Below are 24,518 nucleotides of genomic sequence, written 5' to 3' on the forward strand. Positions count from 1 at the left end.
ATTGCCCGCGCCGCCGGACAGATCATCGATACCCCCGCCGCCGCTAAGATTGTCATTACCATCGCCGCCGATCAGCGTGTCATCCCCGCCACCGCCATCAAGGACATCGTTGGAGGTACCGCCGTTCAGCAGGTCATTGCCGAGCCCACCATTGAGGGCGTCGAAGTCCGCACCCCCGAACAGCCGGTCATCGCCATCATCACCGTTCAGCGTGTCGTTGCCCGCGCTGCCCAGCAGCAGATCATTGTCGTCACCACCATTGAGCGTATCAGGGCCGCCGCCGCCATTGAGCGTATCTTCGCCATCACCGCCGTTCAGCGTATCCGTTCCCGCGCCGCCTTCGAGCGTGTCGTTGCCGTCCCCACCGTTCAGCTCATCGGTCCCGTTCTGACCGCGCAGCGTGTCGTTGCCGCCCTCACCGTTGATGGTGTCATTGCCGACATTGCCATTCAGCGTGTCGTTGCCAGAACCACCGTTCAGCGTGTCGGCGCCATCGCCGCCGTTTAGCGTATCCGTTCCGAGGCCGCCATTGAGGATGTCGTTATCAGCTTCACCGTTGAGCGTGTCGTTGCCGTCGTCTCCGCTCAACGTATCGTTTCCAGCATCACCATTGACGACATCGTTACCGGCTAGCGCCGAAATGGTATCGTTCCCTGGTGTGCCGTCTAAGGTGTCATCACCTGTGGTCGGGCCGACCGGCAGTTCGGAGCGCGTGTCGTACTCCGTGAACAAAATTGAGGAGTTCACGACGGTGTTTGTTTGCGAGTCGTTCGGGTTGTCGATGAGGTTCCAATAGACTTCACGAGGCCCGTCATCGACAAAGTCATTGAAGCCGATCAGCTTGATCCAGCCTTCCTGCTCCGTCACGCGGATCTCGATAATGGAAAAATCGAACCCAGGTGACACATCGTAGTTGTAGGTGAAGAGGTTCTGCACCCCCTGGAACTCGGGATTGAATAGGAAGGCCGGAAGGTCGAACTGGCTCAATTCGGAGTTTTGACCCGTTACGCGATCGTTCAGGGTCCCGTTCTGGTTCGGCGTCGAGTACAAATACAATGAAACAAAACTACCCGGAGCCGGGGCTTGGTCCAGCGAGAAGCGAAAGAAAACCGCCGTCGCTTCATCCTCGATGGTGAAGGGCGGGTCGATCGAGAACGTAACGTTGGTCATGTGAGGTCACTGTCCGGTGTATGCGCTTAATCGTTCGTCCGTTTGCACAGCTCCGATCACGCCTGAAATGAATGGCTCTTGTCGGGTGGGCAAGGTCAATTGCAAAGCCTGTTTCGCTGATCGCAAAAGCCTGAGTGAGCGTTATTATTGCGTACGATTTGTGTCAATAAGATGATTATCCCGTCAAAGTGATTATCAAGAAAATTGCTGAATAATATGGTTGTTTAGAAGGATTCTACGGTTTCTGCCCGATTTCTCTTATTGTAATTGCGTACGTAAATTGAGCACCAAGACATCCGGTCGGAAGCTGGTAACATCACCTAAGGGCCGCCCATCTGGAAAGCTCTTCGACGGGCTTGGCGCTCTTGCAAAACGCGCGCTGAATTGGCCCGAAAGCATCGAGCGGCCAAGAAGACTGTCAGCGGTTTAAAGAGCTTGGCGGAAAGAGGCGTGGTGCAGGCCCAACTGCCCCTCTTGATTACAGTGAAGTCAGAAAAGAAGCCGAGGCTCAATCATCCGGTGGCAACACAGCGAAGCGGTCACGCTAAACGACTAATTGATGCGCCGGCCGCTCCGGCGTTGGATCAATTGTGGCGCGTTTGCGCACCGTTTGCAGATCGTGTTGGGCGACCCAACCACCACTTGGTCGCCCTACTTGAGAGCGGCAATACCCGGTAACATCGTGGAGTGTTTCGGGCCGCTTGCAGGTTATGACCGTGCTGCCACTTTAGTTGCTTGAGCCAAACCCAGGGACATAACGGTAAGACGACCAGGTCAGGATTGTTTCGTCGGCCTGGGCCGCCCCTCCAAGACGCCATAGGCAAGGAAGTGCACATATCCTGAAGAGAACTTTCCGGAGTAAACCGCCTCTCGGACATCCGCATTGCTTACCAAATAGGCTTCTTCATCAAAGGTTGGGTGAACGCCGAGCGTAACCTTGCGATGATGCTTCTGTAGAACCCTCGATAAAGACGCCATTTGCGTTTCGCTGGCGTTCGATTTGCTCGGATGCAGTTTGGGTCGGTTCCAAGCAGCCCTGAAACCCGAAAGATGGTTCAACAACCACAAGCGATCAATTTCGCGTGTCGCGTCTTCGTTCGGCGCAGGAGCAACCGGGGCCGCAGAAACAGGGGCGACGGGGACCGGCTGTGGTTTATTCAGCCCTTCTGCAAGGTTGCGAACGCTCGCTCGAAGGTCATGCCCGAAGTACGCCATAATCGCGCCAGCCGCGATTGCGTTCGATTCAGCATGTCGGCGCATGAATTTGTTTCGCGCCACCGAGGAAAACTCCTCGTGTTTCGTTTGTCCACCTATGACAGAATTGGAATAGACGGTGTCCTTCGAACTGTCTCCGCGATCACGATGGTGATAATAGGCCAGCGGGTCGGGGATGACTTTGATGTCAGCCTTGAGAAGAAATTCGAGATTGAAAACCCAATCGCCCAAGACCGGGAACTCTTCATCATACCCGCCGATTTCGTCATAAACCGAGCGTCTGTAGAGGAAGGCGATCGGCGGGAATGTGTTCTCCGCCAACATCTCCGACAGATGAATGTTGCGCAGCCAGCCCTTGTAGGGTGATCTCTCATGCTCAACGACAGTGTCGCCGACGATTTCCTCGGACACGTAAATGGATCCGGTAACGACGCCACCATAACGGGCACCGGCCTCGCTATCCAAAAATTCGACCGCGCGTTTCAGGAAATCAGGATGAAGACTGTCGTCGTCATCGTGAATGAGCACATATTTGCTGTTCACAGCTCGGATGCCGACGTTGGATGCGGCTTCCATCCCCAGACTTTTGACGTTTGACACAAACGTTATGCGCCTCAAGTCGACGCAACCACTCAGCACGGTTGTTTTTGCTGCCTCCTCGTCACCACCATCGTTCACCACCACCCAGCTATAATCGGAGAAGGTCTGCCCAGCGACACTTGTGGCAGCGCGCTTCAATAGAAGCGGACGGTTCTTGGTGCGGGTGATAATGGCGACCGAAGGTGGGAGTTCGCTCTCATCGGGTCGCTCAGCCCTATCACTTTCGCCACCTTCAGCGATGGGGTCGAAATAGGTGGAAAGATCGGAGGCGCTGGTGATCCGATCCTGGCGCTCGGTTCTAATCAGGCCGGAAAACTCTAGCGCCGTTTGCCCCTGTGACCACAAAGCGTGCGCGACGCGCAGGTCTGCGTTTGCATGGGCTGGGTTGGATGGGTCCGGGTCCGTGATCAAGACCGGAACAAGAAGAGACTTTCCAAAATCCGCCGACCGATCCTTGCAAGCAAGCGCGAACGCTTCCTCTCGGGATGGTCGCAGCAGAATGCGAGCAAGCTCAGGTAACGCCTTCTGGTAATTCGCGACGATCTCTGCAGGGCCGAGGCCGGCGTTGTCCTTTATGTAGTCCAGAACACGGGCATAAACTCTGTCAGCTTCAGGATCGAGCGGGTCGGCCAGGTTCTGCTCGATTTGCTGGCGAACGATGGCATCTTCTGATCCGCCCGGAATATCCTCAATTGAGGGCCCGTTCGGCTCGAGCATGGTCTCAAACAGATGTCTGTGGGCAACGATAGATGTCTCGGGCCGAAGCAGATCAACGCTTTCGGCCTGAAACAGAATGCCGATTACCTTGTCGGCGATCGCTGGATCAAAACCAGGGGTTAGGATCCGCCCCACATAGAGGCCGGCCCACTCCGTGTCCGGGTAGGCATGCGTCAGGAGCGACTGCATTGTTCCGCGCCAGCCGCTATCGACCAGCACGATGCGGTCGCTATTGTCGGTCCAAGTTTGCAGATGGGCGTCGAACTGCTTGCTGCAATCTTCGAGGTAGCTCCGCGTCGGTTCGACCAGACGATGCTCGCTCTTGAGCCAACCGGGGAAGTTCTGGCCATGCGCATCCAAATCGCGGTCAGTCAGGGCTTCAAGGTTTACGGAAAGTCGCTCATCCGCGTTCCTCATCAGCCCTGCGACCACATCTCGAAGGGGCTGATGGAAGTATTCGTGCGCGATGATCTGCGAGGCCCGTTCGGGCTGTCGGGTGTAGGTGCCCTTGCACAAGGAGATCCGCGACGCCCAAAAGAGATGATGGGATGGAGGAACCTCCCGATCTAACCCCTTGAGATAAAGCTCATAGAGCCGGTTGATGCGCACACCGGCGCGCGCGCAATAAAGAAAAGACGTTCGCTGGTCGCCGAAATAGCTGAAATACTGGTCAAGCCCAAGCAACCATTGGTGGACGACTGGGCCGACAATGTTTCGACCGATGACATCGGTCAGAGCTTGAGACATAGGTATTTTGTTTTCAGGACGACCACGCGGCGTTCTCGCAGCTCACTGTGGACAGGCAACGGATGGGGTGAAACCAAACTCGGATACGACACGGCTCAAACTTTTCATATGATCATCTTTCCGGGCCGCGATCGCCGCATGTGATATTGGTAGGTGCATCGCGGTCCAACCTGATCGTCGAGGCTGCACGAAGTCGCCGCGCAGGCTATCGCCAAAGTGGACAAAGTCATCGCTCATGAGCGACAAGCTATCTTCGGCAAAGCTAAATATTTGGCCAGAGGCTTTCGATAGTTTTTCATCGGCGCTCGATATCAAAAAATCGTAGTCCTGCCGCTCGAGACCGGCCCGCTCAAGTAGCTGCGCAACTTGGCTCGCATGCATATACATGTCCGTCAGCAAAAGCACCCTGCCGCCGTTCTCGCGATGCCGCTCAATCACATCTATCCAAAATGGGTTTAGGGTGACGGTCTCACTTTCGTAAGTGAGTTCGATCTCAACAAATGCATCTGCGTAGGCATGAGAACCGCTCAGCACCCCGCTAGCGGTCTGATGAATCTCCGTCAATGAGCCTTCGCGGCAACCGTTCACAAGCCTCGACGCCCGGTAGGTTGCTTTCGTGCCCAATTCACGGGCAACGAACCCATCGATGTCGTTAACCTCACGACCGGTAACTGTTGCTGTATGTTTTGCAATTCGCCTCCCAATTTCAATAAATCGGCTTAGTTCCGATGAATTATCTCTCAATAATAAAGTATCAAAGACGTCTAAGGATAAAATCTGTCGATGCGCGACAAGTTGATCAACATGCTCGCCGATCTCGTCGGCGAATTGTGGATCGCGATACATTGCCAGGCGATCAGCGGACCCTTCGGTCAACCGATTTTCGAATCTTCCAAATTTTGCGACAGAGGAAAATTTCATGAATATACGTGGACGCGACTTCTTAACTTACTCAAGCGGAAATAGTCGTTAATCAGGCAATACGCGATACTGAAAACACGTGATAAGCTAACCATTTCATTGTGCTCATTCACGCAGCGATTAAACTCTTTGAGGTTATGACCTGATAGCTAAACGAATGTATGACAACCTTTTCGTCCCGAATGGGCGGAACGACGGCACAAGTCAAGATATTCAGCGTAGATCGGTTAAGCCAGCTTGATTGCATCGGAACGCCGTGATTACAAACCACCCTTCGTTTTGCCAGATCACTTAGATCAGCAGAGAGAATTGTCATCGTGCCGGCTACACAACAAGGTACGGTGAGCCGAGCGGGATGGGCCAAAGTCCACCAAACCTTCGGGACGCTATGTGGCAAAGGAATGACCAAGCGATGCGTAAAGCAGTAAATGAAGGAACTGGAATGGCCGAAGAACCGAGCGCATATGTCAAATCGCTGGCTGCTGCGCGTCAATCACATCAGGCGGCGGAACAGTCCATCATGGACACTGTTAAGTACTGCCATTTGCTCCCAGATACGGCACTCCCACCAATCTCTTATATCAACAAAATCGGCAGCGATGGTTACGCTCATTTCAAGGGGGCCATGACCAACATGTTCCGTGAGTTGGCCACCCGGTTCGACTTGGAGCATTCGTCCAACATCGTCGATATTGGCTGCGGTTCAGGCCGCCTTGCCTATCCGTTTGCGCACTTCCTCAAAGACGGGCGCTATTTCGGATGCGATGTTTGGGAAGACGGCATTCGGTGGTGCACGGACAACATCGCAGCTGGCCACGACAATGTTACCTTCCACACCATACCGTCCAAAAATAACTATTACTTCGACGACCGTGATGACGCGGTGCAGAACGAATACACCCTACCCTTCCTTCCGGACGCGGATATCGATTTGGCGTTTGCCATATCTGTCTTCACGCACCTTGTTAGGGAAGACAGCCTCGCCTACATGCATGAACTGAAGCGGATGCTGAAGCCGGACGGATGCGCGTTCATCACCGCCTTCATCATCGATCACCATTTCTTCAAATATGTCAAAGATACCGGTGCGCACCGCGCCGTAAAGGAAGCCGAGCCCGGGTGCTTCTATGCCTACAGTGGGCAAGACTTTTTTGGCGGGTACTCGTACAAGGTTTGGCGAGAAATGATCGAGCAAGCGGGGCTTCAGATCGTTTCTTACGAGGTTGGCAAATGGGCGGCCAAACCAGGCGCGCGAAACTATCAGGACACCTTCGTCCTCGTGCACGAGCCGAGCTAGCATAGCTATGCACGCATATCCCGACTTCCTCATCGTCGGCATGATGAAAGCCGCGACGACAACTATCTACGAGCATTTGTCAAAACACCCCCGGGTGACGCCGGCGAAGTTTAAGGAGCTCCATTATTTCAGTCGGGATTTTGTGGCCCTGCCGCCCGAGGGCTCATGGTCGTACGAGTACCACGAACTGCTCAATTATGACCCAAATGACGCCTCGGCGCTGACCGGCGAAGCGTCGCCGTCATACATAGCTGTGCCTGAGCGTATCTTCGCTTTCAATCCGAACTGCAAAATCATCATCATATTTCGAGAACCAGTTTCTCGCTGTATCTCTCAATTTCGGCAATACAAAGACCATAAACTAAAACACGGTAGCATTTCCGACGAGATCCTGAACACTGCCGACCTTTCTACGATCAATTTTATACATGACAGTGATTACAGCGCGAGATTCAAAAGGTTTCTGGAGACTTTTCCAACTGATAATATACTTACCTTATCTTTTGAAGCATTCGTGTCCGATCAGCAGCCGGCAATGGACCGTGTGTTCCAGTTCCTTGGTCTGGAGCCAGTAATCATCGACAGTGATGTTGTGACATCGAAAACAAAGCCTGCGGACGATGAACATTTGGTGCGCAAGCGACTTTCCGAGCATTTTGCTGATAAGCGAGGCGCCGTGAGCTCACTGATCGAACGCTACAAGCCTCACCTGTACCCAAATGAAATTGAGGCTTTCCACGAATATTGATAGAATCTTTATCGGGATTTTTCTTCTCCAAATCATCCTATCAGTATCCTTAGCTCCGTTAGGATTTATACTGTGATATTTGTTGTGAAATATTTCTTTATCCTATTGATCTGATAGCCAGAAAGTCATTTTTACTTTCCAGGTAATGACGCCCCATAGTGCCGCTAGGATACCTAGCGGTTTGCAGTTTGGGTTCGGCAGAGACCCGCTTTCCAAAGGAGAGCGCCGCCCCAAAAGGTCGACCGCGCGTTGGGCATGGTGGCCCCTGAACGAAGACCGAGCCGAGTTAGCCAATTAACATGACGCGATCAGACTGGTAGATCGTTCGAACAATGATCTGCGTTAGGAGACACACCCCGGCATGAAGAACCCGAAAAGCTCTTTATTCTCCGAGCGTTGGCTCGCAAATCAGGCTTTTTATGGCCGCGATTTGCTGATGCACGAACCTGAAAACTTGATGGCGAAGCTCCACAAACAGGAGCGGCAATTCCTCTCGAGTTTCTTTTGGCATTATTTGCGCACTGATCGGGAAGAGCCAATAGAAAGCGATCTGGACGAGATGTTGGCTTTCTTCTCATTTGCGTTCTTGCAACGACGGCGCTCCCATGCCCAAATACTGCAAGATCTTTGGATACTCTACAAGACGTCGGAAAAACATGGCGGATACTTTGTAGAGTTTGGTGCTTGCGATGGACACGCTCTAAGTAACACCCTCCTGCTTGAGAAGGGCTATGGGTGGACTGGCTTGCTTGCTGAACCGAACCCCACCTGGCACGCGGCCCTGGACGCAAACCGAACGGCGGCCATCTCGAAGAAGTGTGTTCACCATGTCACCGGAGAGCGAATTGAGTTCTCATGCTCCACAATCCCCGAGCTTTCGCGCATTGCGGACCTGGTGCCGAATGACATCCATGAGCGGAATGGCAATCGACAAGAAGCCGAGCGTGTAGAGGTTGAGACCGTCACTCTGCACGACCTTTTGCTCGAAGTTGATGCGCCAAATCGGATCGATTACCTGTCGGTGGACACTGAGGGCAGCGAGCTGGAGATACTGTCCGCCTTTGATTTCAGTTCCTTCCGCTTTGATTTTATGACGATAGAGCACTCCGGTGAGGAGAAGCGGCGACAGGAACTCTATGACCTGCTGACCGGTCACGGGTACCAGCGCTGGCTACCAGAAGTGTCGCTATGGGATGACTGGTATATCCATGAAGATGCCTTGAAGGCTTAAGGTGATCGAGTTGCTGAGACCGCATGCAAGCTACGGCTGATTAGCATTGATCAGCGATACACGTCGCTATGACAAGCGAATGGTGCCCATCTTGGCTGGACGCCGCCTCAAACCAAAAGATCATCGATCAGCTGGACTTGGGTGATGTTTTCGATCGTGAAGGTGTTGGGCCCGAAAGTGAATACCACATCGCCTTCGACATCAGCCGCGAAGGACAAGGCACCGGTCACCGTGGCGAGATTGAACGCAGTGAAATCCAGCTGATCGATATTGTCCTGAAAGTCCGTGACCGTGTCGTTGCCAAAGGCATGCGCGAACACGAATGTATCTGCGCCAGGTCCGCCAATCAGTATGTCATTGCCCGCACCGCCGTTCAGCAGGTCATTGTTTTCTCGGCCTTCCAGCCTGTCGTCACCTGAGCCGCCGAACAGAAAATCATTGCTTGCGCCCGCCTGCAGGACATCATCGCCCCCTTCGCCAAGCAGCGTATCAACCCCAAACCCGCCGAACAGAAAATCGTCTTCCGCTCCGCCCTCCAGGCGATCATTGCCTGCGCCTGAGGAGATAAAATCGGTGCCCGACTGCCCGCGGGATATATCATCGCCCGCACCGCCGAACATACGGTCATTGCCGCCACCACCATTCAACGTGTCATTGTCGGCACCGCCCGCCATGACATCGTTACCACCATTACCCGAAAGAAGGTCGACACCCCCACCACCGCTGAGATTGTCGTTGCCATCACCGCCGATGAGCGTGTCGTTGCCCCCGCCGCCATCGAGCACATCGTTGGAACGGCCACCGTCAAGCAGATCATTGCCCGACCCACCGGTGAGCGTGTCGAAGTCTTCGTTTCCGTAGATGCGATCATTGCCGGTTCCGCCGCTGAGAACATCATTTCCTTCGCCGCCGATGAGCATGTCGTTGCCGCCCCGGCCGTCCAGCTGATCGTTGCGCTCGCCGGCATTGATGACATTGTTCCCGCTGTCGCCAGACAGATCATCTTCGCCGCTGCTGCCATTGATATTCTCAATCGAGACATAGGTATCGCCAGCCGCCTCACCCGTGTTCCGGTTTAGGTTCTGCAAATCCACCGTCAAGCCGATCAAGCCGCCGTAGGCGACGGTATCTTGCCCATCGCCGCCGTCGAGCCGGTCGCCACCCGCGCCACCGGTCAGGATGTCGTCGCCAGCTCCGCCCTCTAGCGTATCGGCACCAGCGTTGCCGACGATGAGATCGGTCCAAAGCGTGCCGATAATGGTGTTGTCGCCCTCATCGCCTGTAATGAAAAAGCGCCCGAATTCGGTCGTCCCGGGCGATACGGGCTGAAGCGCGCTGCCATCGAAACTGGAACCGTTGCCCACCCGAATGGTGATGACTTCCGGCCGATCAACGTCATCGTTAAATGCGACTGTCGCGTCTGGCGCAATCTTCCCGATTCCGAACTGGTTGGCTGCAAGCGTCAGGCCGAAAAAGGCCGTCGAGGGCGTATCATCAAAGCCGAACAGTTCGATGGAACGGATGTCGACGTTTTCGAGGCTCGGCGCAGCGCGGCTGACAACGATCAACTGATCGCCGGTGCTATTGCCCCCATCGATGATCTCAACCAGAGGGTTGGTGTTTTGGTCGACGATAAAGACATCGTTGCTCGTGTGCCCGTAGCTTTCCACCGTGAAGGCGGTCAGCTGCATCTGATCGGTGCCCGGGGTACCAACCTGAACGCCGGAGCTGCCCGCCGACGGTAGATTGGGCCCGTCCCGCCCATCCCAAATCGCCATGCGGATGTCGGCGTCGCCGCTTTCGACGCGGGTCCATGAGATGGCAACCCGGCCGTCTTCGAGCAGAGCCAGGCTTGGGTCGCGGACGTCAAGAAAAGACAGATTGGCGAGGTCTTCGATGACGAAGGCATCGCCGTCCTTGACATAGTCCGTGCCGTCAAAACGGTAGGCTTGCCCCCGCAAGGATACCGTCGGCTCGTCGACCCAGACGAACAACCACCCGCCATCGCCAAGATCGACCGCGGCGGGCATGATCTGATTACCGGAAAACAGATCGGCCGGCACCAGCCGACCGGTCAGCGCGTTGCCATCCTTGTCGTAAACCCGTGCGCGCACGCCAGTGTTCGTCCCGCCAGCGCCGGAGGTATAGGTGATAATGAACTTGTCATCGTCCAGCGGCGCGATCCCGACATCAGCGATCTCATCGCTTGATGCGGCAACAGTGTCATCCTGAACGATGCGCGTGTATCCGGTCGAGGAGTTCTGATCGACGACCCAGATCGAGAAAGCTACGTCATCGGCGCCAGGGTCCTTGTCGCCGACGGCGAATACAAACCGATCATCACCCAAGGCGATAACGTCGGTGCCGGCGAGCCCATTGCCATTGCTGGTGCCATTGTCCCAAATCGTGACGCGGGAGAAATTGCCGGTAAACGGGTTCTGAAAGCGCGCAATGAGATCGCCATTGCCGCTGCCAAACACGGTCTCGAACGCATTGACCCGGAACAGGTCGCCATTGATGACGATCCCCGCCGTATTGGGGTTGGTCAACCCGGGGTCAACAATGCCATCGGGCCCCCCGGAGGCGTTCGTAGTTGCCTGCTGGCGGAAAAGACCTGATAGACCGAAGCTGTTGGACGAGAAAACGCCGTCTGGTTGTGAGACGCTGTCGGAGGTGCCTTCCTGGATCCCGATACCAATCAGCTGGCCATCAGATGTCACCCAATAGTCTTCATCGAACTCGATACTGCTGACGCGTTCCGAAAACCCGACATCGCCGTCCAGCGGCGAAAAGACACGCGTGATCGCCTGTGGCTCATTCGAATTGGGCGCGCTTGGCCCAAAAGCGTTGTTGTTCCAAGTAACCCCAATCACGCCATTTGGCAGAGCTATGATCTGCGAATCGGTCTGATCATTACCGCCGCTCTCCGCGCTATCGGTCAGGTTGACCTGAAAGCTCGGTAGCCATTCGAAGAATTTATGCGCCACGCCAAACTCCCTGTTTTTGCCTGGCACCGCGCAGCGCCATGGGCGTGCGACCGTGCACGAGCACCCAAGCTTCCGCAAGGGCAATCACGGGAGCGTCAGATAGTTCAAAGCGCCATCTCAGGGGTGACGCGCCAAGCCTCAGATCAGGATGTCATCGGTAAGCTGCGCCTGGGTTGTGTTCTCAATCGTGAACGTGTTGGGCCCGAAGGTGAAGACGACGTCGCCGCCGACATCGGCTGCGAACGACAACGCGCCCCCGACGCTGGCGAAGTTGAACGCGGTCAGATCAAGTTGATCAATATCGTCCTGAAAGTCGGTGACCGTGTCGTTGCCGAAAGCGGGCGCGAACACGAAGGTGTCGATGCCCGTTCCCCCTGTCAGGGTGTCGGTGCCCGAGCCGCCATTGAGCGTATCGGTGCCTTCGCGGCCATCAAGCAGATCATTGCCAGCGCCGCCGAACAGAAAGTCGTTGTTTGCGCCAGCCTGCAGCAGATCATTGCCGCCCTGGCCCTGCAAGGTATCCGCGCCCGAGCCACCGAAGAGAAAATCGTTCCCCCCGCCGCCATTGAGCGTGTCATTGCCGGACCCGCCCGCGAGACTGTCAACGCCCGCATTGCCGGAAAGGATGTCGTTGCCGCCGCCGCCATCGAGGCTGTCGTTGCCGTCGTTGCCGACCAGTGCGTCGTTGCCGTCGCCGCCGTTCAGAGTATCGTTGCCCGCGCCTCCGTCGAGAAAGTCCCCATCGCCCTGACCATTGAGCAGATCGTTGTCGGCACCGCCAAACAGCGAGTCTGCGCCGCTGCCGCCATTGAGGGTGTCTTCGCCGGAATTGCCAACGAGGGTATCGTTGCCCACGCCGCCATTAACGATGTCAGCGCCGCCGCCGCCCATCACGGTGTCATCGCCGACATTCCCGTTCAGTCGGTCATCGCCCCCATCGCCATTGATGACGTCGTTTCCGTCGAGGCCGGAAATCCGGTCCTTGCTCGCGCCGCCTGACAACACATTGACACTGTCATCACCGATGATGGTGTCGGGCGCCGAAGACCCGATGACGTTCTGAATGTTGATCAGCTGATCCATACCTTGGCCGAAGGCGTGGATCAGACTAGTGGAGGTCGACCCGGTGAACGGGATACCCTCAAGGAAAACCGAGACGGATCGGGCAATGGAATCGAATGCGGCCGTGTTGTTGCCAACACCACCATCGATGAAGTCATTCCCCATTCCCCCGTCGAGAATATCATCGCCGCCGCTGACGCTGCCGAGGCCGCTCAGGCCGCTTACATTTTGGAAGTCGCCGTACAATCGATCGTCGCCGGCGCCGGTGCGAATAGTGTCATTGCCGAAGACGACCGTCGAGCTGTTCGAAAACGACAGATCGAAAGCATCGCCGTAGGCGGTGAAATGGTACGTTCCACCCGACAATGCAGTGATTGTGTCATCACCGAATGCAACCGTGCTGCCTCCGGCCACATCCGATAGCTCGTTCACGTCGCCGTAGATCGATGTCGAAGCGCTCAGAGAGCCGCGGACATCGTAGATGATCGTATCGTCTCCGAATTCTGCAAACGCAGCGGTAAATTCGTTAACATCGCCAAAAATGATAGGACTAGTAGATGAGTATTGACGATCAAAAACTAAGGAGATGATGTCATCTCCGCCAAAAAAGGAAATACTGTCGCCCAAATGTGAGTCTATATCACCAAAAATGATATCAGAAAAATTATTGATTATTGTGATACGGTCGTTACCACCTCGAAATTCTTCAAAATTTGACCCTCCAATAGATACGAAGTCCCCGTAAATTACATTTGCCTTTCCTTCTGTTTGGAAGTGATTGTTCGTTGGGGTTCGCATGAACGTCGATTCGATGATAATCGTATCGTTTCCACCATCAGCACTTCTGCCAGAGACAGTGTTGAAATCGCCGACAACTCCGACAGTGCTCGCGTTGCGAAGTGTAATGGAATCATCGCCACCCTCGGCTTTGGTGGTCACCGTCGTAGTGGTTATTGCCTGCCCGTCACCAGTTATCACCCCTACTTCTGTAAAGTTTCGTCCGGGAATGAGGACTTCGACCAGAAGTGTATCGTCACCACCGGTGATGGCGCCCTCCACGTCCTCAACGTCCAGATAGACTGCGCCGCCACCGTTTGCGTTCCTGATCGTGACGGCGTCATCGCCACCGTTCACAACGCCGTCCACACCGATGTCACCGGCGTCGCCGAAGATGGTACTAAAGGTGAAACTGCTATCTGAACTTTGCTGGATCGGGTCGGTAATCGAGACGGTATCATCACCGCCATTCAGCGTGCCGGAGAGCGTTGCGCTAGACGCCGTGTCAAAAGCATCGCCGTAAATGGTACCGGTGATGTTTGTGAAAACATCGTCGCCACCGTTCAAGACACCGCCTAGATTAATGATGGCGGCGTCACCGACGTAAATGCCACTGGTGAAAGTGAAGTCCGCGCCGAAGAACTGATCCGCCGCGGCATTGTATGTGGTCGCGATGGGAACCCGCGTTATGTCGCCGAAAATCTCAAGGGTGCTTCCGTTTGTCGGCGCATAGAAAATCGTCTCGCCGTCGAGAACCTTGTTCCAGAATTTTTCGTAGTGCGCTTGCGAGGAACCCGTATCGATGAAGTCGGTGAGCGGATCGTTGAGCCCGCTGATCCCAAAAATTGCGCTGAAGCTGGAATCGAACAGCGTGATCGCGTTGACGGTTCCAGCCAATGTTGTCGCATCAAAGTCACCCAGATAGCCGAACGCCGTGATCTGGTTTCCGCCACCTCCTGAAGCTGTGTCCCACGTGTAGGAAAAATCGGTTCCCGTTCCCGGGTTGAATTCAACGGAGGATGTTTGAAAGGCGCTGAAGGTGCTGTTGAGCGCCGTTGCGTCGATCTGGACCATAGGGATTCTCCAAGGAAGTGGGCGCGGCATTATTTGCCGTAACGGAAATCATAAGTTGCACCGTTGCGCTTAATTTCGAGATTTGGCTAGTTGCAAACCGTCGCATTGAAATTTCTGCTTTTTGGGAAAAGGGACGCCTGCAGTGGTTCAACGAGCCCATAAGAGCGAAGCGGCTATACGCGCTCAGCCTTTTGGTGCTTGCTGAACAATCCGGTAGGCCTCGCAATTGGTCAGATCGCGCCAGAATGCCATGTTTGAATAGCGTTCGAAAAGGTCAGGCGGCAGGATCGTTTTGCGGGGACGCGGCGAAACCTTTGGATGGACTTTGTGCAGTCCGCTGACACCCAGTTGCGTGTCAAAGGCAGGCGCATCGTAATCGACGGCCTCAAAGTCATGCTGGTAGGGCTCTTCATCAAGAAAGGAGTAGAGCAACCCAATCGCATCCGCCGGTTGGTTGACGAAAATATCGTAGTCAATGATCACCAGGCGGTTGGCGTACTCGCCCCAGCATGCCTCGCGCAGGGCGTGGTAGGGAAACCCGACCAGGCGATTGGCGTGAGCCAAGGCCTCAAGGCGCGTGTAGACCGTCGCTCGTTCGCCAGGGTTGTTGTAAAGGCGCGTGTTCTCGAACGCGTTCTGGCGATACTGCCGCTCCATGGAGTCCATGATCCACGCGACATCGCGAACGCAACAGATGAATTTTGCATCAGGGAACAACTGCAGGACCGCTGACATCTTCGCCGTCCAAGCCCGGTTGGTATCGAAGATGACGTCCTCTTGCTGCTCACCATAGTAGCTTGTGAAAAGGCCCTTCAGGATTTCCGCACGCTGGGTATCGCTTACCATACTGGAGAGCTCCGAGCCGGCGGAGACCTGGCTTATGATGCCGTCGAACAGCGAAGCCATCGGGCTCGACATTCCGGCAGCAAAGCGCGGATTTTGCCGTAAAAGCGCGGCGAGCAGGGTCGAACCGGAACGCGGCAACCCGCTGATGAAATGGAAGGTCTTGGGCATTTGTCCTCGGAATGTGTGTTTCCCCGATAACGACAAGCGGAGTGAAGCTGTCAATGCCGCCGTCTGCCGCGAGTGGGCCAATCAGCGCGTGCATGCAGGCTTTTCAGATAAGTATATCGTTTGCCAGCTGCGCTTCGGTCGTGTTCTCGATGGTGAAGGTGTTCGGACCGAAGGTGAAGACGACATCGCCACCGACTTCGTTTGCGAACGATAGAGCGCCATTGATCGAGGCGAGGTTGAAGGCCGTCAGGTCCAGCTCGTCAATATTGTCCTGGAAGTCGGTGACCGTATCGTTGCCGAAGCCAGGGGCGAATATGAAGGTATCCGCCCCCGTTCCTCCTATCAGGGTATCGTCACCCGCACCGCCATTCAGGACATCTATACTCTCTCGACCGTCCAGCGTGTCGTTGCCGGACCCGCCAAACAGGAAATCGCTGCCGCTGCCCGCCTGAAGGAAGTCGTTTCCAGCTTCCCCGATCAAGGTGTCCTGACCGGAGCCACCGAACAGGCTGTCGTTGTCGTTGCCGCCTTCGAGCCTGTCGTCGCCCGCCCCCGAAGATATGAAGTCATTTCCAGCTTGCCCGCGCGATAGGTCATTGCCGGACCCGCCAAACAGACGGTCTACGCCACCCCCGCCATTCAAGGTGTCGTTATCGGCACCACCTGCGAGGACATCATCGCCTTCGTTGCCAGACAGAACATCAATCCCACCTCCACCTTCGAGGTCGTCGTTGCCATCGCCGCCAATGAGCGTGTCGTTGCCTGAGCCGCCAAACAGGCTATCGTTTTGCGCGCCGCCGTTCAGGAAGTCGCTGCCAGTGCTGCCGTTGAGGGTATCGTTGCCTGAGCCGCCAAAAAGCTGATCATTACCCGTGCCGCCATTGAGGTTGTCGTTGCCCGCCTCTCCGAGGAGCTCATCGTCGCCCTCGTCACCGGTAAGGATATCGTTTGAGGCCCCGCCATTCAGCACGTCGTTGCCACCCTGGCCGCGAAGCGTATCGAAATCGGAGCCACCAAAGAGCCGGTCATTTCCGCCGCCACCGTTCAGCGTATCGTTACCAGCACCACCGCTGAGAAGATCGTCACCGAGTTCACCTGAGAGCGTATCTCGGCCGGCGCCGCCATCAAGGTTGTCATTACCGTCGCCGCCGACCAGACCATCATTGCCCGCGTCACCTCTCAGAATGTCATTCGATGACCCCCCGTTGAGGAAATCGTCACCACCCTGACCGTCGAGAGTATCGAAGTCAGCACCACCAAACAGCTGGTCATTTCCATCACCGCCATTGATCGTATCGTTGCCAGCATTGCCGTTAAGGACGTCGTTTCCACCGTCCCCAGACAAGGTGTCGTTGCCAGTTCCTCCGTTCAGCGTATCGTTGCCATTGTCGCCGTTGAGCGTATCGGTGCCTGCACCCCCTTCTAGAAGATCGCTGCCCGTTCCGCCGTTGAGTTCGTCGGACCCGTTTTGACCGCGCAGCGTATCGTCGCCATTGCCGCCATTGACGATGTCGTTGCCGACGTTTCCGTTCAGGGTGTCGTTACCCCCCAGTCCGTTGATGGTATCTGCGCCATCCAACGCGCTTATGGCGTCGGCCTGCGCAGTCCCGGTCAGCAGGTCATTGCCGTTCGTCGGGGTCGTCGATGGACCCGTAACGCCGCCGGTTCCCGTACCCAACGCAAAGGACATCGATCCGGTTGTGTTAAAACCACCGAGGCCGCCTTGGAGAAGGGCCAACCTGTCAGGGAGAAAGCCAATCGGCGTGTCATCTGCGGTTCCAAAAACGTCGTCCGGGCCAGAGCCAATTTGCGCCTGCAGGGGCAAGCCACGCTGATCCTGGGTCGCAATGGGGCTTCCGCCAAGCTGATTTGAGGTGGTCAAATTCCCGAGCAGTTGACCTGCTGCTGCGGCAGCGCTCTGCGCAATCACTTCGGCAACAATCTGAATCTGTGTGACGTTGGACGCCCGAGATAGTGATTGGATAGAGTCAACGTCCGTTCCGGCAGGCGCGGCAAACGCATCGAGCGGAACGATGGCATCATCACCCAGGTCGAAATTGCCGATATCAATGGTTTCAGACAGCCAGCGGACAGGATCTTGGGCGTTGGTTGGGACACCGGCCTGATTGCGTGTCCCACCGATAACGATGCTCGACACGTTCGGGTTGTTGGTCTGATCGGGGTGATCGCGGCTGTTGAGGATTGTGACCGCAAACTCCCCAGGCGTGCCGGAAACCGCGAAGTTCCCGTTCTCGGAGACCGCAGCAATGTTGTCACGAATTAGCTGGGTGAATCGCGCGATAATCGCGTTGATGAGAGCGTTTTCCTGATTTGCCGAGATACCGAAACCCGGCAGGAAATCCGACAGCGGAGAGAAATTCTGCGGCCCAGCATTGGGTAACCCGGACAGGAGACTCCCCGGTGCCCCATTGAAGTCGAGGAAGAAAACCTGCGTTGTACCGACAGGCTGGTCGATGATTGCCCGCTCGGCTACCGTCAAATCGAGGGTATAGTTGTTATCCTGCGGGGACATGATCCCCACCGTGTACGTCCCCGACTGTGTCGCGATGAAACCGCTTGCCACGGTGCTGTTGGCATCGCCGGGCAAGGGCGAAACGGGGGAATACACGTTTGAAAGATTACCAACGGGCTCACCGAATTCGTCAGTCGCAGCCTGACCAAACAGCAGCTGTCCGTTGGGGTCGAAGACTTGAATGATCGCGCCAGGTAGATTGGTCTGAAAGCCTATAACCTGACCGGCACTGGCATCGACGGTATAGAAATCATAGTCGGGCGAAAGCACTTCAATCAGCGTCTGGATCGGTCCAGCCTGACTGAAAATTGGATTTAAGTCGGTCAGGAAGTTCGTCGATGGATCAAAGATGTTGTTCGTGGTGGTCGTCTGGGCCCCGGCTACCGCGAAGAAAAAGTTCTGATTGAAATTTGTGTTGCCGACCTCGATGAGGGCTGGATTGGCGGGAAACTGCGGAGATACGTTGCCGCCAACGGCGAGGCCCTGACCGAATGAATCGTGAATCGCAACACGCAGGGCAGTTTCCTGGCTGAAAGCCGTGAGGCGCACCTGTTGCCCGAAGTAGAGTTCGGAAATTTCGAACAGCTGGATATCGCCAACCCCGAAGCTAAACGGCGCCAGCACGTTATTGGCGAAGACAGCGTCCGATGTGCCCGGCAGTATGGTTGTGTTGGTGGCGTTGTTGGCCGAGTTGCTGGCGTCTGATGAACTTATCTGCCGTGGCTGGTTGGGCAGACCAACGGTGACAATCGAGCCGTTGATCCGGACGGTGGCGACATCGGCATTGCCCAATGCGAGCCCAGTGTTCTGCGCTTGCTGGACGTTGTTGTTTGCGCCCGTTGTTTCGTTGATCATCGTTTGCCCAACCCCTGTTTACTGGCATCGAATAAGCTTTTTGACGCTAAGGCAAGGGGTGCAGCACGAGCATTCGTAGTCCAGTCGGCAACTATGCCGGCTAGGTTTCCTTCGGAACGCTGAATTTAAGCGGCAAGCTCAAAGTAGATGAGCGATCTTAAACCGCTCGATACATGAAAAGCCAAATACCGCCGTGGCTATCGCCACTGGCTAGATCAGAATATCATCCACGAGCTGCGCTTGGGTGGTGTTCTCGATGGTGAACGTGTTGGGCCCGAAGGTGAAGACAACATCGCCCGCCACGTCAGCAGCGAAGGACAGCGCGCCATTGACGGTCGCAAAATTGAACGCAGTCAGGTCAAGCTGATCGATGTCGTCCTCGAAGTCCGTGACCGTGTCGTTGCCAAACCCCGCGGCGAACACGAACGTGTCCGTGCCAGTCCCACCAGTCAGGCTATCGGTGCCAGCGCCGCCGTTGAGAAGGTCGGTTCCTTCGCGGCCTTCCATGATGTCATCACCAGCGCCACCGAATAGGAAGTCATTGTTCGAACCAGCCTGCAGGAAGTCATTGCCGCCCTGCCCTTGCAAGGTATCGCTGCCCGAACCACCAAACAGATTGTCGGTTCCGCTGCCACCGTTGAGCGTGTCGTTGTCGGCACCACCGGCAAGCGTATCATTGCCGTTGTTGCCCGACAGGATATCGTTTCCACCGCCACCATTGAGCGTGTCGTTGCCTTCGTCGCCTACCAGAGCGTCGTTGGCGTCGCCGCCGTTCAGTGTGTCGTTGCCGCTGCCGCCATTGAGGAAGTCCGCATCACCTTGCCCGTTCAGCGTGTCGTTGTCTGCGCCACCGAACAGCTGATCGGCGCCGCTGCCACCATTGAGCGTATCAAGGCCCGAATTGCCAAACAGGCTGTCCGCACCCTCCCCGCCATTGACGATGTCATCGCCGCCGCCGCCGCTGACAGTGTCATTGTCACCATCACCGTTAAGCCGGTCATCGCCACCGTCACCATTGATCGTATCGTTGCCATCGCGGCCGGAGATACGGTCTTTGCTGGCACCGCCGGACAGCACATTGTCATTCGCGTCGCCAATGATCGTGTCTTCTGCCGAGGAGCCGATAACGTTTTGGATGTTTATGAAGCGGTCCATCCCCTGGCCGAATGCATGGATCAAGTTGCTGGAGTTGGAGCCCGTGAAAGGAATACCGTCGAGGAATACGGAAACCGATCGGGCGATGGAATTGAACGCTGCGGTGTTAACGCCCACACCACCGTCCAACAGATCATTGCCCATGCCGCCATCGAGAATATCGTCGCCGCCGCTGACCGTGACGAAGCTCAAGCCGGCCACGTTTTGAAAATCGCCATAGAGGGAATCGTTACCAGCGCCTGTGCGAATGACATCATTGCCAAAATGAACCGTGGACGACGCCGCGAACGATAGAGTTGCCGCATCGCCATTGGCGACGACGGAGTAATTCTGATTGGCCAGAACTGTGACGGTATCATCACCGAACGTTATTGTGCTGCCGCCGCTGACATCGGAAACAGAAGTCGAGTCTCCATAAAGCGCTGTCGACGTATTTTCGGAGCCGCGGACATCATAGGTGATGATATCATCGCCAAACTCCAGCACAGCCGCTGAAAAACTCGAACCATCTCCATAAACACTGGATGAAAAGGAGGTGTATTCTCGGTCGAAGACGACGGAGATGACATCATCACCGCCGAAAAATGACACACCTTCGCCAGACTGCGAGCTGACATCGCCGTAGATCGACGATGTAAAGGTATTGATAACCGTAATCCGATCATCGCCGCCCCTAAACTCTTCCGAGCCACCCCCGGTTACGGAAAGAAAGTCCCCGTAGATATCGCCGATGCTGCCTTCGGAGGTAAACGAATTGTTGGTTGGCGTACGAACAAACGTCGACTCGATTAAGATAACATCGTTGCCACCATCCGCATTTCTGCCAGTTACGTCTTCGAAGTCGCCGTAAATGGTGCCCGCGGACACATTCCGAGCGGTAATCGTGTCATCGCCACCTTCAACTTTGGTGGTTACGGAACCCGTAGTGACGTCCGCAGCGTCGCCGTAAACGTTCCCAAAAGACGTTAGGCTGCGTCCCGTAATCAACACTTCTATGAGGAGCGTGTCATCACCGCCCATGATGACACCTTCAACATCTTCTACGTCCAGATAGACGGTGCTACCTGATGAGGTGTTGCGGATCGTGATCAGATCATCACCACCATTCACGACACCGCCGATTGCGACCCTTCCTGTCTCGCCGTAGATCGTGCTCCAAGCAAAGTTCGTGTTCGTACTTTCGTCGTTGGGGTCGGTTATCTCGACCGTGTCGTTGCCACCATTCAATGTGCCGACCAGTTCACTGGTGCTCTGGTCAAAAGCGTCACCGTAGATGACGGTGGTGATGTTGGTGAAAACATCATTGCCGCCATTCAGCACACCACCGAGATTGATGATCGCGGCATCTCCAACATATGTGCCGCCCATTGAACCGGTATCGGTACCAATGAACTGATCGGCAGCGGCGTTGAACGTGGTCGCGATCGGTACGCGCGCAACATCGCCAAATATCTCAAGGGTGCTGCCGTTTGTCGGCGCGAAAATGATGGTCTCGCCTGCGAGCACCTCGTTCCAGAATTTTTCCCAATGCGCTTGTGACGAACCTGAATCGATAAAATCGGTGAGCGGGTCGTTGAGGCCGCTGATGCCCAGGATGGGATCGAACGACGAGTCGAAGATCGTGATGGCGTTGACGGTTCCCGCCAGCGTCGATGCATCGAAGTCGCCCAGATAGCCGAACGCTGTGATCTGATTGCCGCCACCGCTTGAAACGGTGTCCCACGTGTAGGAGAAATCACTACCCGTGCCGGGGTTGAATTGCACTTCGCTCGGAGAAAAAGCATTGAAGCTGCTATTCAATGCGGTTGCGTCGATCTGCGTCATGTCGTTTCTCCTGTGCGTCCGGCGCGCTTATGATTTCCGGTACGGAAACCCGATTACCTCTATATGCCCAGAAAAACGCGCCTTGGCCATCAAGCAGAGGTCTATGCGCGGACTTGGCTTTAGACGTAGGCGCCAAGTGCGTGATGTTTGAAGCAACTCCGTGTGGAGTTGACTTTCTTTTGCGCATGCCAATGTCTGCGGACCGGATGCGCTTGGGCGGCCAGCCAACCGAAAACTCATGGTGAGCGTTGCTTACGACCACCGAAAGCAGGAATGGGTGTGGGCCGCCAAGCGGACAACGCATGCGGGCGCAACAGCCGGGAAACCAATACCCGAAGGCTTTAGCGTAACGGAGAGATCGAGTAGTCCGTCAGATCAAGATATCATCAGCCAGTTGCGCTTCGGTCGTGTTCTGAATGGTAAACGTGTTCGGACCGAAAGTGAAAACCACATCGCCCGCGACTTGGCTCGCAAAAGACAGCGCACCACCTACGCTTGCGAAGTTGAACGCCGTCAGATCGAGCTGATCAATATTGTCTTGGAAGTCGGTGACGGTGTCGTTGCCGAAGCCAGACGCGAAAACAAACGTATCCGCACCACTACCCCCGATCAGCGTATCGGTGCCCGAACCTCCGCTCAACAGATCATCGTCCTCACGCCCGTCGAGCGTGTCGTCGCCTGAACCACCAAACAGACGGTCATCGCTGGCACCTGCCTGAAGAAAATCGTTGCCCGCTTCGCCAAACATTCTGTCGACGCCGAAGCCGCCGAACAGACTGTCATTGCCCGACCCACCTTCGAGAAGGTCGTCGCCCGAGCCAGAGGAGATAAAGTCAGCGCCCTCCCGACCGCGGGATATATCGTTGCCCGCTCCACCAAACAGACGGTCGTTGCCCACGCCGCCATCCAGCGTATCGTCGTCGGCACCGCCGACCATCACATCATTGCCGGAACTTCCAAAAAGCAGATCCATCCCGCCATCGCCGTTCAGGTTGTCATTGCCATCACCGCCATCGAGCTGGTCGTTCCCGCTGCCGCCAGACAGGATGTCGTTTGAGGCACCACCGCTAAGAAAATCGTTCCCCGCGTCACCATTCAGAGTGTCGAAGTCGGCACCGCCAAACAGACGATCGTTCCCGCCGCCTCCATTGAGCGTGTCGTTACCGGCGCTGCCGATCATCAAATCATCGTCGTCGCCGCCATTGAGCGTGTCGGGACCACCGCCACCATTAAGGTTGTCGTTCCCGTCACCGCCGTTGAGGGTATCGGTGCCCGAACCGCCTTCAAGGGTATCGTTGCCGTCGCCGCCATTAAGGACGTCGGTACCGTTCTGGCCGCGAACGATGTCATTGCCAGCACCACCATTGGCTGTGTCATTGCCAATGTTGCCGTTGAGAATGTCGGCGCCACCCTGACCGTTCAGCATATCCGCGCCGTTGCCGCCGCTTAGGACGTTCCCAAATTGGTTGCCGGTGAAGTCATCGTTGCCGTTGCCGCCGATAAGGTTGTTCACGTTATCAATGCGGTCCCCGCCCGTTTGCGAGCTTTCTGAATTCACAAACTGACCGTTGCGCCACTGCGCTTGGCCGAGGCTGGCCCAGACGTTGCTGGTTACGCCGCTGAAGCTAACGGTGTCGACGTAATCAACCGCGTCGTCGAAAAAGCTGTCCCCCCCAAGGATAATATCATCGCCGGGACCGGCGAGAATGACATCGTTCCCCAGGCCTCCGAACATATTGTCGTTTCCGGCGCCGCCATTGATCGTGTCGTTGCCCTTGAAGCCGCCGACAGTATCGTCTCCGCCACCGGCGTTGATCGTATCGTTCAGGCTAGAGCCAACGATCTCGGAGCTCGCGCCGCCCCAGGTCTGCGTGGTGCTAAACGCTTGTTGGTTAACGATGAAATTGGTGAGGCCGCCGCTTGTAGAAGGCGAAAACGTGTCGAGGCCGTACAAATACTGAATGGCCTCGACATCGAAGGGTCCGAGGTCCGACGTGTTGGACGACCCGAACGTGTAGGACATGATCGTGAAGTCGGTGTTGTCGAATGCAGATGAGAGCTGCGGGTTCCCCGAAAAGGGATGTTTCAGCCCGACCGCATGGCCAATTTCATGGGCGATCAAGTAATCGCTCATTGAATTCATGCGGCTCACATTGATGAATACGTCTCCGCCAATTTCAAACTCAAAAGAGTTGGTCGTGAAGATCGACCGGCCCGGCAGATAGGCAAACCCGCCGGAGCCGGAGAAGCTCGATTGGCTGAAGTCAAAGTTGCCGAACTTGATATCACCCTGACCGGGAGCGACCTCAACGAACGTGATCCCGCTTACCTGCTCGAACTTTGCAAGAGCTTGTTCGGTCGATTGCCTCTGAGCCGAATTGAATGGTTGGAAGCTATTGATGAACGCGGCGCTGAACCCCTCGTCGGCAAGATAGCTTTGAGCCTGCGTTTCAAAGGAATAGGTGAGCACGACCGGTTGCTGGCGATCGACGTCCCCGGTCCAACTGAAGTCGTCGAGCAGCGCGGTAAAATCATCCGAGAATGTGGTACTGGAGGCCGATGGCACCCCGGGCAAAAAACCATTACCTTGC

General features: G+C 55.8%; 12 protein-coding genes. 3 read left to right on the forward strand and 9 right to left on the reverse strand.

What is annotated here, in order from left to right; all coding sequences use genetic code 11:
* From AAF739_00005 to AAF739_00015, 3 genes are all read right to left on the reverse strand, one after another.
* Positions 1-1,170, reverse strand: a 1,170-nt coding sequence (locus tag AAF739_00005) for a calcium-binding protein (GenBank protein MEM6381030.1), incomplete at its 3' end; no start/stop codon positions are given.
* Between the two features lie 774 nt (positions 1,171-1,944).
* A complete protein-coding gene (locus AAF739_00010) occupies positions 1,945-4,449 on the reverse strand; it encodes a glycosyltransferase (protein MEM6381031.1) in 2,505 nt (834 codons plus the stop codon).
* Positions 4,450-4,491: 42 nt separating this feature from the next.
* Positions 4,492-5,370, reverse strand: coding sequence for an HAD family hydrolase (locus AAF739_00015; GenBank protein MEM6381032.1), 879 nt, complete (start codon positions 5,368-5,370; stop codon positions 4,492-4,494).
* A 625-nt stretch (positions 5,371-5,995) separates the two neighbouring features.
* On the opposite strand from AAF739_00015, the gene AAF739_00020 reads away from it, so the two are divergent.
* The 3 genes from AAF739_00020 (at position 5,996) to AAF739_00030 (ending at position 8,646) form a co-directional block, all read left to right on the forward strand.
* Positions 5,996-6,667, forward strand: a complete 672-nt coding sequence (locus AAF739_00020; GenBank protein ID MEM6381033.1) for a class I SAM-dependent methyltransferase — start codon at positions 5,996-5,998, stop codon at positions 6,665-6,667.
* Between the two features lie 7 nt (positions 6,668-6,674).
* Entirely contained in the window at positions 6,675-7,415 is a 741-nt protein-coding gene (locus AAF739_00025) for a sulfotransferase (protein ID MEM6381034.1), read from the forward strand.
* 361 nt (positions 7,416-7,776) lie between these two features.
* Complete coding sequence (locus AAF739_00030) at positions 7,777-8,646, forward strand: FkbM family methyltransferase (protein MEM6381035.1); 870 nt, start codon at positions 7,777-7,779, stop codon at positions 8,644-8,646.
* Between the two features lie 107 nt (positions 8,647-8,753).
* Here AAF739_00030 and AAF739_00035 read toward each other — a convergent pair whose 3' ends face one another.
* The 6 genes from AAF739_00035 to AAF739_00060 form a co-directional block, all read right to left on the reverse strand.
* Entirely contained in the window at positions 8,754-11,633 is a 2,880-nt protein-coding gene (locus tag AAF739_00035; protein MEM6381036.1) for a calcium-binding protein, read from the reverse strand.
* A 138-nt stretch (positions 11,634-11,771) separates the two neighbouring features.
* A complete protein-coding gene (locus AAF739_00040; GenBank protein MEM6381037.1) occupies positions 11,772-14,546 on the reverse strand; it encodes a calcium-binding protein in 2,775 nt (924 codons plus the stop codon).
* Positions 14,547-14,729: 183 nt separating this feature from the next.
* Complete coding sequence (locus tag AAF739_00045) at positions 14,730-15,560, reverse strand: sulfotransferase (GenBank protein ID MEM6381038.1); 831 nt, start codon at positions 15,558-15,560, stop codon at positions 14,730-14,732.
* Positions 15,561-15,663: 103 nt separating this feature from the next.
* Positions 15,664-18,948: a calcium-binding protein gene (locus AAF739_00050; GenBank protein ID MEM6381039.1), complete on the reverse strand. Its 3,285-nt coding sequence runs from the start codon at positions 18,946-18,948 to the stop codon at positions 15,664-15,666.
* A gap of 210 nt (positions 18,949-19,158) precedes the next feature.
* Positions 19,159-21,927, reverse strand: a complete 2,769-nt coding sequence (locus AAF739_00055; GenBank protein ID MEM6381040.1) for a calcium-binding protein — start codon at positions 21,925-21,927, stop codon at positions 19,159-19,161.
* A 370-nt stretch (positions 21,928-22,297) separates the two neighbouring features.
* Positions 22,298-24,493, reverse strand: a complete 2,196-nt coding sequence (locus AAF739_00060) for a matrixin family metalloprotease (protein MEM6381041.1) — start codon at positions 24,491-24,493, stop codon at positions 22,298-22,300.
* Between the last annotated feature and the right edge of the window lie 25 nt (positions 24,494-24,518).

The organism is Pseudomonadota bacterium, assembly GCA_039024915.1.
In the GTDB taxonomy this organism is placed as follows: Bacteria; Pseudomonadota; Alphaproteobacteria; order Rhizobiales; family MH13; genus MH13.

Bases quoted from the DNA above. Each gene is read 5' to 3' on its own strand.
- AAF739_00010 (MEM6381031.1), bottom strand. From the start codon at position 4,449: ATGTCTCAAGCTCTGACCGATGTCATCGGTCGAAACATTGTCGGCCCA.
- AAF739_00030 (MEM6381035.1), top strand. From the start codon at position 7,777: ATGAAGAACCCGAAAAGCTCTTTATTCTCCGAGCGTTGGCTCGCAAAT.
- AAF739_00040 (MEM6381037.1), bottom strand. From the start codon at position 14,546: ATGGTCCAGATCGACGCAACGGCGCTCAACAGCACCTTCAGCGCCTTT.
- AAF739_00050 (MEM6381039.1), bottom strand. From the start codon at position 18,948: ATGATCAACGAAACAACGGGCGCAAACAACAACGTCCAGCAAGCGCAG.
- AAF739_00020 (MEM6381033.1), top strand. From the start codon at position 5,996: ATGACCAACATGTTCCGTGAGTTGGCCACCCGGTTCGACTTGGAGCAT.
- AAF739_00045 (MEM6381038.1), bottom strand. From the start codon at position 15,560: ATGCCCAAGACCTTCCATTTCATCAGCGGGTTGCCGCGTTCCGGTTCG.
- AAF739_00015 (MEM6381032.1), bottom strand. From the start codon at position 5,370: ATGAAATTTTCCTCTGTCGCAAAATTTGGAAGATTCGAAAATCGGTTG.
- AAF739_00025 (MEM6381034.1), top strand. From the start codon at position 6,675: ATGCACGCATATCCCGACTTCCTCATCGTCGGCATGATGAAAGCCGCG.
- AAF739_00055 (MEM6381040.1), bottom strand. From the start codon at position 21,927: ATGACGCAGATCGACGCAACCGCATTGAATAGCAGCTTCAATGCTTTT.